Source organism: Microtetraspora sp. NBRC 16547 (assembly GCF_030268965.1).
Taxonomy (GTDB): domain Bacteria; phylum Actinomycetota; class Actinomycetes; order Streptosporangiales; family Streptosporangiaceae; genus Microtetraspora.
This window is the reverse complement of the sequence record NZ_BSSE01000006.1, coordinates 169923-186855: the sequence shown is the minus strand read 5'-3', so window position 1 is coordinate 186855 and position 16933 is coordinate 169923. Positions and strand designations below refer to the sequence as shown.

The window sequence follows — 16933 nt, the reverse complement described above, 5'->3', positions numbered from 1 at the left end:
TGAAGAGAGCGCTGGAAGACAGCACGTCGAAGGGCAGGCCGGGGGACAACGGGGGACTACGTCCTGTTCAGTCGCATTCCTGGGTGTCGGCGGGGGCCATGGCGCCGCTGCCGTCGTCGGCGTCGCGACGGACCTCCTCCGCCGTCAGGGCGTACCCGGTCTCGGCCTGGTCTGTCGCCGCCGCGAAGATGACGCCGTAGACCCGGCCGTCCGGGCTGAGCAGCGGCCCTCCGGAGTTTCCCGGCTGCACGGTGCCGCGGATCGCGTAGACCTCGCGCTCGACCTTGTGCCGGTTGTAGATGTCGTACGACTCGGCGGGCTGCTTGGCCCGGATCCGGGCGGCGAGCGGGGTGAACCCGTGGCCCTTGGGATATCCCGCGATGATCGCGTCGTCACGGCTCTTGGCGGTGTAGTCGAACCGCAGCGGCGCCACGTTCAGACCGGGGACGTAGAGGACGGCGATGTCCCGGTCCGGGTTGTAGAGCACCACCCGGGCGTTGTGCGGCGTTCCGGTGGAGTCGGTGACCCGCAGCTCCTGGCTGACGCCGGCGACGACGTGGGCGTTCGTCATGATGTGGTTGCGGGAGTAGACGAAGCCGGTGCCCTCGATGCGCTTGCGGCAGGTGGGCGCGGTCCCCTGGATCTTGACGATCGCCCGGCGCGCGCGGCTCAGCCCGGGGCTGCCCCTCAGCACGCCCTCATCCGGCGGGGGGACGTTCTGACCGCCGATCGAGGTGATCACCTCGGGCCACTCCGAGGAGTCGACGAAGTCCCGGAACGGCTTCTGCAGGGCGCGTACGCCGTTGGGGATGGCCTCGTCGACCGCCTGCCAGACGACGGAGCCGTTGATCTGCTCCTTGGGCAAAGGGAAGCCCATGGAGACGATCAGCGAGCCGAGCAGCCAGGCGATGAGCAGCACGGAGAGCCCGCTGGCCAGCGAGCCGCCGAAGGCGTCCACCAGGCGCGCGGGCTCCCATGTGACGTGGCTCCGCACCACCGCCCCGACTGTGGAGGACGCGAACTGGCCGATGGTCGCGGCGAGAAAGACGATCACGATGGCGAGCAGCGCGCGCTCGGTGTCGCCGTTCACTATCGCCCCGGCGATCGGGGGCGCGATGAACATCCCGAGAAGGGCGCCGCCGACGAAACCGACGAAGCTGAACGCCCCGATGATGAAGCCCTGCCGGTATCCGGAAACGGCGAAGGCCACCACCAAGCCGATCAGGATGAGGTCGAGGAGATCGCCGCGCACAGATTCAACGGTATCCAGCCACGCCCGTCGTCGTGCACACCTTTCCTCCACGCTGCTCGATATCGTGACGTCATGGGGGGACAGGTCGAGGAACTGATCCAGATCGCGCTGGCCGACGGCGATCCGGACGGCACCGTACGCTGGCAGGCGATAGCCGTGCTTCAGGAACGCGGAGACCTGGAGACCTTCACCCTGGCGAGACGCCTCTGCGCCGGGCACACGACCGCGGAGCGCGTCCTCGGGGTGGACATCCTCGGCGAGCTCGGCCGGGACCGGCCGTTCGCCGACAAGACGCTCCCGGTCCTCCGCTACCTCGCGGCCAGCGAGGAGGACGCGCGCGTGCTGTACTCGGTGTTGATCGCCTTCGGCCATCTGCGCGACGCGCGGGCGCTGCCCTCCGTGATCGAGCTGGCCTCCCATCCGGAGCATTCGGTCCGGTACGGCGCGGCCTACGCCCTGCCCAACGTGATGGGAGACCCGCCGGATCCGGCCGGTGTCGCGGCACTGCGCCTGCTGGCCGCCGACCCGGACGACGACGTCGCCGACTGGGCCTCACTCGGGATCAGCCTCATCAGCGACCGCAGTCCGTCCTCGTAGAGGGGCGCCGGTCCGTCTTCGTACAGGGGCGCCGGCCAGCGCGGGACGGCCCGGTCAGCCGCGTGAGGCGAGCTCCAGCGCGTCCGGCGGCAGATCCTCGACGCGGGTCCGGTCCCAGGGCCGCTCGAAGCCCGACACGGCCAGCACCCGATCGAGGACCCCGGCGGTGAAGCCCCAGACCAGCAGGCCGCGCGCCCGGAACGCGGGCGCGCCTCCCGGATCCCCCGCGTACCTTCGCGACAGGCCCTCCTCCGGAGTGGCGCGGCCGCGCGGGTAGCGCAGCAGCAACCGGTTGGCGGGATCGACGAGCTCCGCGATCGGAATCCGCTCCACGGAGTCGACCTCGTCCGGCGAGGCGGCGTGGACGGCGGAGGGCGTGTGCCACCACCCCAGGACGGGCGTCACGCGGTTGTCGCTGCGCCAGACGTACAGCTCGGGCATCGTCCCGACGATATTCACCCCGCCGGGGTCGAGACCGGTCTCCTCCTCGGCCTCCCGCAGTGCGGCCCCCACGGGGCCGTCGTCGCTGGGATCGACGCCTCCGCCGGGGAAGGCCGGTTGGCCGGCGTGCCTGCGGCCGTTGGAGCTGCGCTGGATGAGCAGGATGTCCGGTCCGGCCGGCCCCTCGCCGAACAGCAGCAGCACCGCGGCTTGCCGCCCCGCGCCGTCACCGGGAGGCCGCAGCACCTCGGGAACGGGGTTCCGTACAGCTTTCGCCGCCAGGTCCGTCAGCCAGCCGGGAACCAATGTCTCCTCCGATGCAGGTCGAGCCGCGCGAGCCGTACAACCGCGGAGCGGCGGTCAACCTTCCCGCGGATCACGAACTTCCCGGCTGATCAGGAAAAGGGGCCTTCCTTCACCAGCTTGCCCGCTTCTACGGGATCGGTCGGGCCGGTGCCGTACGACGGGCAGAGGTCGGCAAGCGGGCATGCGCCGCACGCCGGCCTGCGGGCGTGGCAGACGCGGCGGCCGTGCCAGATCAGGCGGTGCGAGAGCATCGTCCACTGGGACTTGGGGATCAGGTCGCCGACCTCGTGCTCGATCTTGACGGCGTCGGTCTCGGTGGTCCAGCCGAAGCGTTTGGCCAGCCGTTTGAAGTGGGTGTCCACGGTGATGCCCGGGACGTCGAACGCGTTGCCCAGCACCACGTTGGCGGTCTTGCGCCCCACTCCGGGCAGGGCGACGAGTTCCTTGAGCGTCCCGGGCACCTCGCCGTGGTGCTGCTCGCAGATGGCCTGGGCCATGCCGATGATGCTGTTGGCCTTGGCCCGGAAGAATCCGGTGGATTTGATCATCTCTTCCAGCTCGGCCCGGTCCGCCGCGGCATAGTCAGCCGGTGTCCGATACTTCGCGAAAAGCACCGGAGTAACCATATTTACCCTTTTGTCCGTACACTGCGCCGAGAGGATCGTGGCGACCAGCAGTTCGAGGGGGTTGGCGAAGTCGAGTTCGCAATGAGCGTCAGGATAGGTTTCCGCCAGGATTCTGTTGATCCGCCGCGCGCGGCGAACGAGAGCGAGCCGGGACTCCCCAGCCGTCTGAACTTTGCGGGACACCCCGTAAGACTACGCGGACGGCGTAGGTCACAATGGCTTGCACGGCGCCAACGACCGAGCGCGACCATTGCAAGGAGGAGGCACCGTGAGCACCGAAGACGTACTGAGCAAGGCGCCCCTGTTCTCCGCGCTCGACCGTGAGGGCGCCGCGGCACTGCGGACGAGCGTCACCGAGGTCGAGTTGTCCAAGGGACAGACCCTGTTCAGTGAGAACCAGACCGGCGACCGGCTCTACGTGGTGCTGGAAGGAAAGATCAAGCTGGCCCGCACCGCACCCGACGGCAGGGAGAACCTGCTCAGCGTGCTGGGCCCGGGCGAGATGTTCGGCGAGCTTTCCCTCTTCGACCCCCGCCCGCGTACGGCTTCCGCCATCGCCCTGACGGACGTGCGCCTGGCCGGGCTGGGCCACGACGACCTGCGGCCGTGGCTGACCGGCCGGCCCGAGGTCGCGCTGCACCTGCTGCGCGCCCTCGCCCAGCGGCTCCGCCGTACCAACGACGTGCTGGCCGACCTGGTCTTCACCGACGTTCCCGGCCGTGTGGCCAAGCAGCTGCTCGACCTCGCCGATCGCTTCGGCCGCAAGACCGAGGACGGCCTCCGGGTCCACCACGACCTCACCCAGGAGGAGCTCGCCCAGCTCGTCGGCGCCTCCCGTGAGACGGTCAACAAGGCCCTGGCCGACTTCGCGCAGCGCGGCTGGCTGCGTATCGAGGCCAAGGCCGTGGTCATCCTGGACATGGAGCGGCTCTACAACCGCTCCCGCTAGAGCGACTTGAGATAGTCCAGCTGGGCCGCCACCGACATCTCGGCGGCGGGCCACAGCGCGGGATCCACTTCGGCGTAGACGATCTCGACGATCTGCCGGGCGTCTTCGGCCCCGTCCCGGATGGCCTGGCGGATCTGGTCCAGACGCAGACGCCGATGGGTGATGTACTCGTCCAGGACACCCACCGGATCGGGCAGGACCGGGCCGTGGCCGGGCAGCAGCGCCGCCGCGGAGAAGATCTCGGCCCCCGCCCGCAGCCGGTCCAGGCTCCGCAGGTAGTCGGCGAGATCCCCGTCGGGCGCGATCACCGTCGTCCCGCGGCCGAGGATCGTGTCGCCCGTCAGCATCGCCCGGTCCTCCGGCAGCCAGAAGCAGAGCGAGTCGAATGAGTGCCCCGGGGTGCCGACGACCCTGACCTCCAGGCCGTCCAGGTCGATGACGTCACCGTCGCCGAGTCCCTCGTCACCCAGCCGGTGCCGCGGGTCGAGTGCCCGGACCGGCGCGTTCACCATCCCGGCGAACTTTCGCGCGCCCCCGCTGTGGTCGTCGTGCCCGTGGGTGAGCAGCACGGCCACCACCCGGCGGTCGGCCAGATGGTCGGCCACCCGCCGGAGATGGGACTCGTCGTCCGGTCCCGGGTCCACCACGACTACGGCCTCCGCCCGGCCGATGACCCAGGTGTTGGTGCCGTCCAGCGTCATCGGCGAAGGATTCGGGGCCAGCAGGGCGGTGGCGTGCGCCGTACCGGATCCGTCGATGCCGTCAACGGGGATCCGAATGCCGCTCATCTCTCCTCATTCGCCGGACGCGCCGTCGCCGTGCTTGTCGCCATGCTCACGGCATGCGTCCCGGGACGTGGCCCAGTGCCCCTCCCGGCACCAGGCCGGGGATGATCAGGACGATCTCGCCGTCCACCTCGGCGGCGGACGGCTGGACCGTGGTTATCGCGCGCTCCTCGCGCAGCACGTCGCCGATCGTCTCGAACCCGGCCAGTTCGGTCAATGTCTGGAAGGTCGGCGGCATGAGCAGGATCTCGCCCGCCTTCGCGCGGTCGAGGGCGGCGGCCGGGCTCATCCAGGCGACCGCGTCCGCCTCTCCCCCGACGTCACGCGTGCGCTGGCCGGGCGGGAGCGCGGCGACGAAGAACCGGGTGTCGAACCGCCGGCTCTCGACCTCGGGTGTGATCCAGTGCGCCCACGCCCTGAGCAGATCGGACCGCAGCACCAGACCGCGCCGGTCGAGGAACTCGGCGAAGGAGAGGGTGCGGTCGATCAGCGCGAGGCGATCGGCCTCCCAGTCGTCACCCGTGGTGTCCGCCACGATCGTGGTCGCGCTCGGCCCGGCCAGGAGGACACCGGACTCCTCGAAGGTCTCCCGTACGGCGGCGCACACCAGGCCGCGTGCCGTCCGCTCGTCGGCGCCGAACGCCGCGCCCCACTCACTGGGGGACGGGCCGGCCCACGCGACCGCGTGATCGGCGTCGCGGGGGTCCACCGACCCTCCGGGGAACACGTAGGCGCCCGCGGCGAAGGCCATCGTCGCCTTCCTGCGCAGCAGATAGACCTCGAGCGGGTCGTCGCGGAGCACCACCACGGTAGCCGCGTCCCTGGCCGGCGCCACCGGAACGCGCCCCGCGATGACGTCCCGCGCCCGTTGGCCGATCTCTCCCGGAAGCGGGATCGTCATGAATCCTCCACGCGGTAGCCGCTCTGTGCGACCCATTAGAACATCGCTCGGTCAACGCGCCTACGGTGCCGGTGTGATCACGCGCGACGGGCGTCCGCCCGCGACCGCGCGGGGGACGCCCACACGATCGCGGGGAACGCCCGGACGGTCACGAGGGACGCCCGTCACGAGGCGCGCCCGCCGGTCCCGCACCGCGTACGAGGAGGGTCAGCGGACCTCGGCGATCAGTTCGACCTCGACCGGAGCGTCCATCGGCAGGACCGCCACGCCGACGGCGCTGCGCGCGTGCTTGCCGGCGTCTCCGAGGATCTCCCCGAGCAGTTCGCTGGCGCCGTTGGCGACCTGCGGCTGGCCGGTGAAGCCGGGAGCGCTCGCCACGAAGGCGACGACCTTCACGATCCTGACGACGTTCGACAGGTCGCCGACGACGGACTTCAGCGCGGCGAGGGCGTTCAGCGCGCAGATCCGCGCCTGGGCCGCAGCGTCCTCGGCGGAGACCTCGGCGCCGACCTTGCCGGTCACGGCGAGCTTGCCACCGACCATGGGAAGCTGACCGGAGGTGTAGACATAGTCGCCCGTGCGTACGACGGGCACGTAGGCGGCGAGAGGGGCCACCACTTCGGGCAGGGTCAGCCCAAGGTCGGCGATGCGCTTTTCAGGGGTGGTCATCACTTCTCCCGCTTCATGTAGGCGACGAGCTGCTCGGGGTTCGGCCCTGGAATGACGGAGACCAGCTCCCAGCCGTCTTCGCCCCAGTTGTCAAGAATCTGTTTCGTCGCGTGCGTCAGCAACGGCACCGTGACGTATTCCCACTTGGTCATGGGGCCAGGTTATCGACGGCTCGCGCCCCGCGCCCGAGGGGATGTCACCGGCGGGCACGGGGGGCGGATCGCCCGCGCTTCAGGGGGCGTCGCGGTTCCAGACAGGGTTCTGAACCGTGGGGGCGTGGTCGGCCTGCTCCGTGGCGCCGGGGATGCCGGAGAGCCCGGGAACGGGTACCTGGGACTCGATGGCGGGCAGCTCGTCGATGGCCTCGTCCACCGGCTCCGGCTCCTCCGGTCCCGCCGGAGCCTGCCCAGCCTGCGCGGCCTGAGCCTGCGCGGCCTGAGCCGCGTCCGGGGCCATCCGGTCGAAGAAGCGCAGCATCTCGACGGGCAGCGGCATGACCAGCGTGCTGTTCTTCTCTGCGGCGACCTCCACCACGGTCTGCAGCAGGCGCAGCTGCAGCGCGGCGGGATCGGACGACATCTCCTTGGCCGCCGCGGCCAGCCGCTTGGACGCCTGGAACTCGCCGTCCGCCGTGATGATGCGGGCGCGGCGCTCGCGCTCGGCCTCGGCCTGGCGGGACATCGACCGCTTCATGCCCTCGGGGAGCGCCACATCCTTGATCTCGACCCGCTCGATCCTGACGCCCCACGGCCCCTCGGTCGGCTCGTCGATGACGTTCTTCAGCCGGGCGTTGAGCTCGTCACGGTCGGAGAGGAGCTGGTCCAGCTCGGACTGGCCGATGACAGAGCGCAGCGACGTCTGGGCGACCTGCGACACCGCGAACAGGTAGTTCTGCACGTTGACGACGGCCTTGATCGGATCGATGACCCGGAAGTACACGACGGCGTCGACCCGGACCGAGACGTTGTCACGGGTGATCCCCTCCTGTGCGGGGATGCCCATCGTGACAATCTGCATGTTGACCTTCTGCATCCGGTCGATCACCGGAGCGACCAGATGGAGTCCGGGCCCCCTGACCTTCGACTGGATGCGCCCAAGACGGAAGACGATGCCCGTCTCGAATTGCTGGACGACCCGGATGCTGCGCGCCAGCACGATCAGCACAAAGATCGTTAATATCAGGACAAACGCGTACAGTACCGACTCCACGATCGATGCCCCTTTCCACGCCGTTGTGTAAAGACGATGAAGCCTGCCCCAAGCCAATCGGCGCACAAGGCGTACCGCAAGGGTCTTCAAGGGACAGCCTCCGCGAAATCGACATGTGACCTTTGGGTAGCCTTCAAACCGTGAGCGAGCGGAGCGAGCGAACGATCCGGCGCGGCAGCGTCGCCGACGCCATTTCCACGCCCCTTGGCGAGGAGGAGCCGTGAGCTCTCGGGACACCGATTGGGACGGCGTGCGGCTGCACGTCGTCACCGGCAAGGGCGGCACGGGGAAGACCACCGTGGCCGCCTCCTTGGCCCTCGCCCTCGCGGCGGGCGGCCGCAAGGTCCTGCTCGTCGAGGTCGAGGGCAGGCAGGGCATCGCCCAGGTCTTCGACCTGCCGCCCCTGCCGTACGAGGAGCGGAAGATCGCCGTGGCCCCCGGCGGCGGCGACGTGTACGCCCTGGCGATCGACCCCGAAGAGGCCATGCTCGACTACCTCGAGATGTTCTACGGGCTCAAGCGCATGGGCAAGGCGCTCACCCGGATGGGCGTGGTCGACTTCGCCACCACCATCGCCCCCGGCCTGCGAGACGTCCTCGTCACCGGCAAGACCAGCGAGGCCGTACGCCGCCGCGACAAGGCCGGCCGGCGGGTCTACGACGCGATCGTGATGGACGCGCCGCCCACCGGGCGGATCACGCGCTTCCTCAACGTCACCCAGGAGGTCGCCGGGCTCGCCCGCGTCGGCCCCGTCAAGAACCACGCAGACCTGGTGCGCGGGGTCGTCGCCTCACCCGAGACGGCGGTCCACTTCGTCTCGCTGCTCGAGGAGATGCCGGTCCAGGAGACGCTGGACGGCATCGCCGAGCTGCACGCCGCCGAACTGCCCGTCGGCGGGATCTTCATCAACATGGTCCGTCCGATCGGCCTGCCGAAGGACGTGCTGGACGCGGCGCTCAAGAACCACCTCGACCAGGCGGAGCTCGCGCTGGGGCTGAAGGCGGCCGGCGTCGTCGGCGGTCCCGATGACGCGTCGGCGATCGCCCAGGCCCTCGCCGAGGAGGTCACCGACCACGCCCACCGGATGCGGCTCGAGAAGCGGGAACGCGCGTCCCTGGCCAAGGCCGGGAGGCCGCGCTACGAGCTGCCGCTGCTCGCCGACGGCGCCGACCTGGCCGGGCTGTACGAGCTCGCCGAGGCCATCCGCGCGCAGGGCGCGGCATGACCCGATCCCGTACGGCCCCGGCGGCCGCCGGTCACCTCCGGACGTCAGGACGTCGAAAGGCTGAGCTGTGAGCAAGATCGCCCCCGTTCTGGACATCGACGCGATCCTCGACGACGAGAACACGCGCATCATCGTGTGCTGCGGCTCCGGCGGCGTCGGAAAGACGACCACGGCGGCGGCTCTGGGGCTGCGGGCGGCCGAGCGCGGCCGTTCGGTCGTGGTGCTCACCGTGGACCCCGCGAAGCGGCTGGCCCAGTCGATGGGGCTCACCGAGCTGGACAACATCCCGCGCCGGGTCAAGGGCGTCGGCTCCCACAGGGACTCACGTGGAGACTCACGTGGAGGATCACAGGGCGAGCTGCACGCGATGATGCTCGACATGAAGCGGACCTTCGATGAGATCATCGAAGCGCACGCCGACCCCGAGCGCGCCCGCCAGATCCTGACAAATCCCTTTTATCAGTCGTTGTCGTCGAGCTTCTCCGGCACGCAGGAATACATGGCGATGGAGAAGCTGGGCCAGCTCCGCCGGTCCGGTGACTGGGACCTGATCATCGTCGACACGCCGCCGTCCCGGTCCGCGCTCGACTTCCTCGACGCGCCGGAACGCCTCGGGCGGTTCCTCGACGGGCGGCTCATCCGCATCCTGATGGCCCCGGCCAAGGTCGGAGGCAGGAGCGCGTTCAAGCTGCTCAACGCGGGTTTCGGCATCGTCGCCGGCGCGCTGACCAAGGTGCTCGGCGCCCAGGTGCTGAAGGACATCCAGATGTTCGTCTCGGCCCTCGACGCGGTCTTCGGAGGGTTCAGACAGCGTGCCGAGCAGACGTACAAGCTGCTGCAGGCCCCCGGAACGGCCTTCGTCGTGGTCGCGACACCGGAACGCGACGCGATCCGCGAGGCCTCCTACTTCGTCGAGCGGCTGGCCGAGGAGCGGATGCCCCTGGCCGGGCTGGTGATCAACCGCCTGCACCGCTCGCCGGCGCCCGCCCTGTCCGCCGCCCGGAGTACCGCGGCGGCGGAGGACCTGGAGTCCCGTGGCGAGCACGAGCTGGCCTCCGCCGTCCTGCGGCTGCACGCCGGACGGATGCAGCTGGCCGCCCGGGAGCAGCGCGAGCAGGAGCACTTCACGTCGGCGCACCCGACCGTGCCGATCGCCCACGTCCCCGCGATGGCCGAGGACGTGCACGATCTGGACGGGCTGCGCGAGATCGGAGAGCTCCTCGCGTCATGACAGGCGCGTCATGACAGGCGCGTCATGACCAGCCCGTCTTGACCGGCGTGTCATAACCGCTGGAGGAGGGAGGGGGTGAGCCCCCGGCTCATCCGGCGATGAGCTCGTTGGTTCGCTCGTACTCTTCCTTGGCCGACTCCAGCAGGTCGCGCCAGGAGTTCACATCGGGCCGGCGCCTCAGCAGCGCGCGGCGTTCCCGCTCGGTCATCCCGCCCCACACCCCGAACTCGATGCGGTTGTCCAGCGCATCGGCGAGGCACTCGGTACGGACCGGGCATCCCCGGCAGATCAGTTTCGCCCGGTTCTGCGCGGCGCCCTGCACAAAGAGAGCGTCAGGATCCGCACCTCGACAGGCGGCACGGGATGTCCAATCCGTGATCCACATGTTCGACCCCACTCCCCTTAAGGTGGTCAGTCGTCATTTCGGCCGACGGGCGCGGGCGTCGAGCCTCCTGGTTGCATTGCCGCAGAGGAGAACGTACGCAAGATGACGATCGGGCCGACAGACCCGGGCGGACCAATTTCCCGGATGGTCATGTCAGGCCATGTGGCCGGGAATGACTAGTCCTCCCCGTCAGGGGCGAATGTAAAGTGAGCGCCTGCCGGTAGCGATTGAGTGCCGCGATCCGCGTACCCTTAGTAACGTGCAAGCTAAAGGCAAAGCTCAGGCAACGGCGTTCGCTACCGTCCTGCGGCTGTTCGCCGCCGCTGGTGCGGCGGGGGTGCTGGCGGCGGCCATCGCGCTACCGGCTGTCGGCGGTGCGGGTATCACGGTGAAGTCCGTCAAGGAAGAGCTGAACATCGCTCCGGAGGACCTCGACGAGCCTCCGCTTCCCGAGAAGACCACGCTGCTCGACGCGAGCGGCAAGCAGATCGCGCAGTTCTACTTCCAGAACCGCGAGTCCGTCCCGCTCGACAAGATTTCGCCGATCATGCGGAAGGCCATCGTGGCCATCGAGGATTTCCGCTTCTACGAGCACGGGGCGCTCGATCTGGAGGGCACGAGCCGTGCCCTCGTCAAGAACCTCACGACGGGTGGCGTCACCCAGGGCGGCTCCTCGATCACTCAGCAGTACGTCAAGCAGGTCATCTACAACAAGGCCGAGACCGATGAGGACAAGGCCGCGGCCGTCGCGCCGACGTTCTCGCGCAAGCTCAACGAGATCCGCTACGCCATGGCCATCGAGCAGAAGTACTCGAAGGACGAGATCCTCAACCGGTATCTCAACATCGCGTACTTCGGGGCCGGATCCTACGGGATCGAGGCGGCGTCCAAGCGGTTCTTCGGCAAGCACGCGTCGGAGCTCAACCTCGTGGAGGCCGCCACCCTGGCTGGAGCGGTGCAGAACCCGAACAACACCGACCCCAACCTGGGCAAGGCATACCGGGACCGGCTGGTCGCCCGGCGCAATGTCGTGCTCGACCGGATGGCCGAGCTGGAGATCATCACCACGGCGGAGGCGACGAAGGCCAAGGCCAAGAAGCTCGGGTACAAGGACAAGCCCATCCCCGGCGGTTGCGAGGAGAGCGAGTTCCCGTACTTCTGCCTGTACGTCCAGAACGAGATCCTGCACGACGAGCAGTTCGGCAAGAACGAGAAGACCCGGCGCGATTTCCTCAACCGGGGCGGCCTGACCATCAAGACCACCCTGAACCGCGACATGCAGAAGGCCGCCGAGAAGGCGATCAAGAAGTACGTCCACACGTCCGACAAGCCGGTCGCGTCCGAGGCGCTCATCGAGCCGGGCACCGGCGCGATCCGCGCGATGGCGGCGAGCCGCAAGTTCGGGACCAACCACAAGAAGAACGAGATGTCGTTCAACGTCGTGGCGGACGCCCTGCACGGCGGCGGCACCGGCTTCCAGGCCGGCTCGACGTTCAAGATGTTCACCCTGGTCACCGCCCTCAAGGAGGGCATGAAGTTCGACGATGGCTTCAGCGTCGGCGGCACGTTCCAGGCGAACGGCTACTCGGACTTCAAGAACTGCAAGGGTGAGAACGTCGGCGATCCCACCGTCGCCCAGCACAACTCCGAGGGCGGCAACGGCGGGTTCAAGACCCTGCAGACCGGCACCTGGGGTTCGGTGAACACCTTCTTCATGACGCTTGAGCGGAAGGTCGGCCTCTGCGACGTCGTCAAGACGGCCAAGGACTTCGGCATCAAGCGGGCCGACGGCCAGAAGCTGCGCGAGTTCCAGACCTTCACCCTCGGCTTCAACGAGATGGACCCGGTGACCGTGGCGTCCGCGTACGCGACCCTCGGCGCGCGCGGCAAGTACTGCGCCCCGATGGCGATCACGGAGATCGTCGACCGGTTCGGCAAGGTCACGGCGTTCAAGCCCGAGTGCAAGCAGGCCGTCGAGCCGGAGATCGCGGACGCGACCAGCCACATCCTCGAAGGCGTGTTCACCAAGGGCACCATGGCGGGCGTCGGCGGCATCGGCAGGGACGCGGCCGGCAAGACCGGCACCGGCGACCAGTCCCGGACCGTCTGGTTCGCGGGATACACCCCGGACCTGGCCGGAGCGGTCAGCCTCGGCGACCCCCGCGGCCCGGTGCGCTACCCGCTGAGTGGCCAGGTCATGGGCGGGCGTGCCTACGGCTCGGTGTTCGGGGCGACCATCCCGGGCCCGATCTGGAAGGAGACGATGCTGGGGGCGCTCAAGGACGTCAAGGCCACATCGTTCATCCCGCCGGACATGTCACGGTTCGGCGGCTGCAGCCAGCAGTGCGCGCCTCGTCGTCCGGCCCGTGACGATCGGGGCGGCGACCACGGGGACAACCGCGGGGACAACGGCAGAGGCAACGGCGGAGGCAACAACGGCCGGGGCAACGGTCGCGGTCACTGGAACGACGGCGGCCCCATCATCCTCGACAACTGAGAAGTCTTCTCACGCGACACTCGTGGGCCGGCGGTCTCCATCGCCGGCCCACGACGCGTTTCCAGCCCCGCCCAGCAGTCCCGTACGCGGTTCCATGCGCGGTCGATACGCGGCGCCGACGCGAGGTTCGACGCGCGTTCGTACGCGGTCCAGCGCAAGGTTCGACGCGCGTTCGTACGCGGTCCAGCGCAAGGTTCGACGCGCGTTCGTACGCGGTCCGGCGTGAGGTCCGGCGCGAGGTCCGACGCCGGATGCGGCGCGCGCCGGTCCCGGTCAGCCGGCGAGCCGGGCTCGGACGGCCTGGGCGACGCGGCCGCCCTCGGCACGGCCCGCGATTTTCGGGTTGAGGACCTTCATGACCTGGCCCATCGCCTTGGGACCCTCGGCGCCGCTCTCCGCGATCGCCTCGGCCACGAGGCGGTTCAACTCGTCATCGGACAACTGCGCGGGGAGGTACTCCTCAAGGACGGCCTGCTCGTCCAGCTCGGCCTGCGCCTGCTCGGCGCGCCCGGCGTTCGCGAACGCCTCGGAAGCCTCCCGACGCTTCTTCGCCTCCCGGGTCAGGACCTTGATGATCTCCTCGTCGGAGAGCTCGCGGGACTCCTTGCCCGCCACCTCCTCGACGTTGACGGCGGCCAGGGCCATCCGGATGGTCCGGAGGCGTACCTCGTCACGGGCCTTCATCGAAGCCGAGAGATCGGCCTTCAGCTTGTCCTTCAACGCACTCATAGAGTCCATCTTGCCGTCTCGGCGGATCGGTTCTCGCCTTGTTATCCCTGAGCGTTATCCCTGAGTCGCCGCCCTGGTCGGGCATGATGGCAGTGTGAGGAAAGCTGTCGCGGTTCCCTTGTCCCTGTTCGGCCTCGGCGTGGCCGGTCTCGGTTACGCCTCCATCGTGGAACGGAACTGGTTCCGGCTGCGACGCTTCGACGTGCCTGTGCTCGATCCCGGGCAACGGCCGGTCCGAATCCTGCAGATCTCCGACCTGCATCTCACCCCGGGGCGGTCCCGGCTGATCGCCTGGGTTCGTTCCCTGGCGTCCCTCCAGCCGGACCTGGTGGTGAACACCGGCGACACGCTGGCTCACCCGGACGCGATTCCCGCCTACATGCACGCTGTCGAGCCTCTGCTCGACCGGCCCGGCATGTTCGTGTACGGGTCGAACGACCTTTACGCCCCACGGCCCAAGAACCCCGCCAGGTACCTCTGGCGTACGTCCAAGAACGACGCCCGAGAGATCATCCCGAACCTGCCCTGGGACGAGCTGGGCTCCGCGATGACGGCGGCGGGATGGCTCGACATGAACAACGCGACGGCCCGTCTGAAGGTGGGCGATCTGGACGTCCATGTCGGCGGCATCCACGACTCGCACATCGACCGCGACCGGTACGACGAGATCGCCGGTCCCGCACCCGCAGACGCCGATCTGCGGCTGGGTGTCATGCATTCGCCCGAGCCGCGGAACATGTCACGGTTCGCCGCCGACGGGTACCAGCTCCTGCTCGCCGGTCACACCCACGGCGGCCAGCTGTGCATCCCCTTCTACGGGGCGCTGGTGACGAACTGCGGCATCGACCGGGCCCGCGTCAAGGGGCTGAGCCGGCACGAGAGCGCGTGGCTGCACGTGTCGGCCGGCCTCGGCACATCACCGTACGCGCCGGTCCGGTTCGCCTGCCCGCCGGAGGCGACGCTCCTCACGCTCGTCCCCCGCCGGGCCTCGTCGTGATCACCCGATCCACGGATGACACAAGCACGGCCAAAGTCCGCTAGACTTTGCGAGGCGCAGGGCGACAAGCTCCGCGCACCGGGGTGTAGCGCAGCTTGGCAGCGCGCTTCGTTCGGGACGAAGAGGCCGTGGGTTCAAATCCCGCCACCCCGACCCGATAGATGCAGGTCAAGGGCCTGATCGCTGGAAACAGCGGTCAGGCCCTTGATCGTTTGTTAGCGTGGCGTTAGTGGTTTGAACCCGATCACGTAACCGTTAGCAACCCTAGACAGCCCTAAAGATCACCTGAACCGGCGTCCGATTGAACCGTAGTTCTCACGACACTGGTGCAGATCCGCCAGATGGTGGGCCCGCCTCGCCCGCCACCCGGCGTTGGCAGCGCCCCGCGGCCGCCTGCTCAGGCGATTGGGCGACCTGGGCGTCGGTCGCGCCTTCGGCGAAGCGGTCGGCTGCTTGCATCCGTATCTGCTCACGGCATAATCGCTGCTCGGCGGTCAGGCCACCACCATCGGGATACCTCATGCACCCCAGGTAGCACCGCGACGACCGGCTGCCAGCTCACGCCGAGGTCAGGCCATATACCCCTCACCATTGAACGTCTCTAGCGACCGTCCGGATCATCGAGATTCACCGAGGCCAGCAAAATTGGTGCGCGAGCTCCCCGCGCCTGCGGGGATGAAATCTCGCACGAGGGTTCAAGTCCCGCCGGTACCGCAGCGCGGAGGCCCCGAAGACTTCGGGGCCTCTGTGGTCGCGTCGGTGGGCTGACTACTGCTCGGCCGGGACCGTGGGAACCGACTTCGCTTCGATCCTGTCGCGTCTGACGACGTACCGGAAGACGTATGCCAGCAGGACCGAGACGACCAGGAGACCGCCGAAGATGTACATCGCGGCGGAGTAGCCGCCGGTCGCGTCGTAGATCACCCCGACGCCCCACGGCGCGATCACGCCCGAGAAGTTCCCGACGGAGTTGATGAGTGCGACACCGCCCGCGGCTGCGGTCCCGGTGAGGAATGCCGTCGGAATGGACCAGAAGATGGAGATACCGGACATCAGACCGATGAGCGCCGTGATCAGCGCTACCAGTTGCAGGATCGGAAGTGCGGCGAGCGAACCGGCGGCGAAGAGTGCAACTGCTCCGAGGGAATACACGATCGACATCGGCACGACCGGGTCGGTGGTCCGGTTCGCGCGTACCCCCCACAACGCCATCCCGATCGCCGCGAGCGTCCACGCGGCGGCCACAATCCATCCCACAAGCTGGGTGTCGGACACGACGGCGTTGATGATCTGAGGCAGCCAGTAGATGATGCCGTAGTTGCAGCAGTTCCACAGGAGGAGGACGGCGGCGAGCAGGAGGACTCGCGGATTGGTCAGTCCCTCGCGCAGCGAGTAGTGCTTGACCGTCTCCATCTCCTGCTTCTCCGCTGCGAGAGTCATCTCGAGCCAGCTCGACTCCTCCGGACGCAGCCACTTCGCATCGCGCGGCTGGTCCTTCAAGATCTTGAGGCAGACGAAGCCCATGATGACCGCCGGCGCACCGAGCACGAGGAAGACCCACCGCCAGCCCTCGAGCATCAGAGCCCCGTCGAGCGCGGTCATGGTTGCAGTAGCGAGGGGCGCGCCGATGACGGACGACACGGGAACGGCGAGCATGAAGTACGTCGTGATCTTTGTCCGCTCGGCCCGCGGGAACCACCAGCTGATGTAGAGGATGATCGCCGGGAAGAAGCCGGCTTCGGCCGCTCCGAGGAGGAACCGTGCCACGTATAGGCCGATCTCGTCCTGGATGGCGAAGGTCGCTACCGTCACGATCCCCCAGGTCACTAGGATCCGGGCGATCCATTTGCGCGGTCCGAACTTGACCAGGAGGAGGTTGCTGGGCACCTCGAACAGGAGGTAACTGATGAAGAACATCGAAGCGCCCAGGCCGTACGCCGAGGCGGACAGGCCGAGATCGGCGTTCATTGTCAGCGCGGCGAACGAGACGGCCGACCGATCGACGTACGCGATGATGTAGAGGATGAAGATGAGCGGCACGATGCGCCAGGAGAGTCGCCTGATCAACCGCTGGGTGTCGAGGGCCATGGTCAGCCTTTCGCTGCTTCGACGCTGAAGGAAAGGAACTCGAATC

The 16933-nt window shown here is 68.5% G+C and carries 17 protein-coding genes and 1 tRNA gene; 7 read left to right on the top strand and 11 right to left on the bottom strand.

The features are described from left to right. Nucleotides 1-67: 67 nt before the first annotated feature. Complete coding sequence (locus QSK17_RS11905; protein ID WP_285704704.1) at nucleotides 68-1252, bottom strand: MarP family serine protease; 1185 nt, start codon at nucleotides 1250-1252, stop codon at nucleotides 68-70. A gap of 72 nt (nucleotides 1253-1324) precedes the next feature. Here QSK17_RS11905 and QSK17_RS11900 point away from each other — a divergent pair, with 72 nt between their 5' ends. Beyond that, nucleotides 1325-1849 carry a HEAT repeat domain-containing protein gene (locus QSK17_RS11900; RefSeq protein ID WP_285704703.1) on the top strand — a complete coding sequence of 175 codons (525 nt, stop codon included), beginning with the start codon at nucleotides 1325-1327 and terminating at the stop codon, nucleotides 1847-1849. A 54-nt stretch (nucleotides 1850-1903) separates the two neighbouring features. On the opposite strand, the gene QSK17_RS11895 is transcribed toward QSK17_RS11900, so the two are convergent. Both QSK17_RS11895 and nth read right to left on the bottom strand, forming a co-directional pair. After that, nucleotides 1904-2596: an NUDIX hydrolase gene (locus tag QSK17_RS11895; protein WP_285704702.1), complete on the bottom strand. Its 693-nt coding sequence runs from the start codon at nucleotides 2594-2596 to the stop codon at nucleotides 1904-1906. Between the two features lie 89 nt (nucleotides 2597-2685). Beyond that, nucleotides 2686-3405: an endonuclease III gene (gene nth, locus QSK17_RS11890; protein ID WP_285704701.1), complete on the bottom strand. Its 720-nt coding sequence runs from the start codon at nucleotides 3403-3405 to the stop codon at nucleotides 2686-2688. Between the two features lie 85 nt (nucleotides 3406-3490). On the opposite strand from nth, the gene QSK17_RS11885 reads away from it, so the two are divergent. Beyond that, nucleotides 3491-4171 (top strand): Crp/Fnr family transcriptional regulator, encoded by a 681-nt coding sequence (locus QSK17_RS11885; RefSeq protein WP_066950431.1) that lies wholly within the window; start codon nucleotides 3491-3493, stop codon nucleotides 4169-4171. Here the strand turns inward: QSK17_RS11885 and QSK17_RS11880 are convergent. From QSK17_RS11880 to QSK17_RS11860, 5 genes are all read right to left on the bottom strand, one after another. Next, nucleotides 4168-4959, bottom strand: coding sequence for an MBL fold metallo-hydrolase (locus tag QSK17_RS11880; protein ID WP_285704700.1), 792 nt, complete (start codon nucleotides 4957-4959; stop codon nucleotides 4168-4170). The two genes, QSK17_RS11885 and QSK17_RS11880, sit on opposite strands and share 4 nt — an antisense overlap. Nucleotides 4960-5005: 46 nt before the next feature. After that, nucleotides 5006-5857 (bottom strand): NUDIX hydrolase, encoded by an 852-nt coding sequence (locus QSK17_RS11875; protein ID WP_285704699.1) that lies wholly within the window; start codon nucleotides 5855-5857, stop codon nucleotides 5006-5008. 207 nt (nucleotides 5858-6064) lie between these two features. After that, nucleotides 6065-6526 (bottom strand): RidA family protein, encoded by a 462-nt coding sequence (locus tag QSK17_RS11870; RefSeq protein WP_285704698.1) that lies wholly within the window; start codon nucleotides 6524-6526, stop codon nucleotides 6065-6067. Then, nucleotides 6526-6678: a Sp36 family protein gene (gene sp36 / locus QSK17_RS11865; protein WP_157529890.1), complete on the bottom strand. Its 153-nt coding sequence runs from the start codon at nucleotides 6676-6678 to the stop codon at nucleotides 6526-6528. Before sp36 ends, QSK17_RS11870 begins: the two co-directional genes overlap by 1 nt. A 79-nt stretch (nucleotides 6679-6757) precedes the next feature. Continuing rightward, nucleotides 6758-7735 (bottom strand): slipin family protein, encoded by a 978-nt coding sequence (locus QSK17_RS11860; protein ID WP_285704697.1) that lies wholly within the window; start codon nucleotides 7733-7735, stop codon nucleotides 6758-6760. Between the two features lie 220 nt (nucleotides 7736-7955). On the opposite strand from QSK17_RS11860, the gene bagA reads away from it, so the two are divergent. Both bagA and bagB read left to right on the top strand, forming a co-directional pair. Further along, nucleotides 7956-8960, top strand: coding sequence for an ATPase BagA (bagA, locus tag QSK17_RS11855; RefSeq protein WP_285704696.1), 1005 nt, complete (start codon nucleotides 7956-7958; stop codon nucleotides 8958-8960). 67 nt (nucleotides 8961-9027) lie between these two features. Further along, on the top strand, nucleotides 9028-10191 hold the full coding sequence (bagB, locus tag QSK17_RS11850; RefSeq protein ID WP_285704695.1) for an ATPase BagB: 1164 nt from the start codon (nucleotides 9028-9030) through the stop codon (nucleotides 10189-10191). Nucleotides 10192-10279: 88 nt separating this feature from the next. Here bagB and QSK17_RS11845 read toward each other — a convergent pair whose 3' ends face one another. Next, a complete protein-coding gene (locus tag QSK17_RS11845; protein ID WP_061253934.1) occupies nucleotides 10280-10576 on the bottom strand; it encodes a WhiB family transcriptional regulator in 297 nt (98 codons plus the stop codon). A gap of 259 nt (nucleotides 10577-10835) precedes the next feature. Between QSK17_RS11845 and QSK17_RS11840 the strand changes: the two genes are divergently transcribed. Beyond that, nucleotides 10836-13073, top strand: coding sequence for a transglycosylase domain-containing protein (locus QSK17_RS11840; protein WP_285704694.1), 2238 nt, complete (start codon nucleotides 10836-10838; stop codon nucleotides 13071-13073). 273 nt (nucleotides 13074-13346) lie between these two features. Here the strand turns inward: QSK17_RS11840 and QSK17_RS11835 are convergent, their stop codons facing one another. Then, nucleotides 13347-13802 (bottom strand): GatB/YqeY domain-containing protein, encoded by a 456-nt coding sequence (locus QSK17_RS11835; RefSeq protein WP_285704693.1) that lies wholly within the window; start codon nucleotides 13800-13802, stop codon nucleotides 13347-13349. A gap of 94 nt (nucleotides 13803-13896) precedes the next feature. Here QSK17_RS11835 and QSK17_RS11830 point away from each other — a divergent pair, with 94 nt between their 5' ends. Together QSK17_RS11830 and QSK17_RS11825 are read left to right on the top strand one after the other, a co-directional pair. After that, nucleotides 13897-14799 (top strand): metallophosphoesterase, encoded by a 903-nt coding sequence (locus QSK17_RS11830; protein ID WP_285704692.1) that lies wholly within the window; start codon nucleotides 13897-13899, stop codon nucleotides 14797-14799. Between the two features lie 79 nt (nucleotides 14800-14878). Next, a tRNA-Pro gene (locus QSK17_RS11825) sits at nucleotides 14879-14952 on the top strand. A 615-nt stretch (nucleotides 14953-15567) separates the two neighbouring features. Here the strand turns inward: QSK17_RS11825 and QSK17_RS11820 are convergent. Beyond that, nucleotides 15568-16887 (bottom strand): MFS transporter, encoded by a 1320-nt coding sequence (locus tag QSK17_RS11820; protein WP_285704691.1) that lies wholly within the window; start codon nucleotides 16885-16887, stop codon nucleotides 15568-15570. Nucleotides 16888-16933 lie beyond the last annotated feature (46 nt).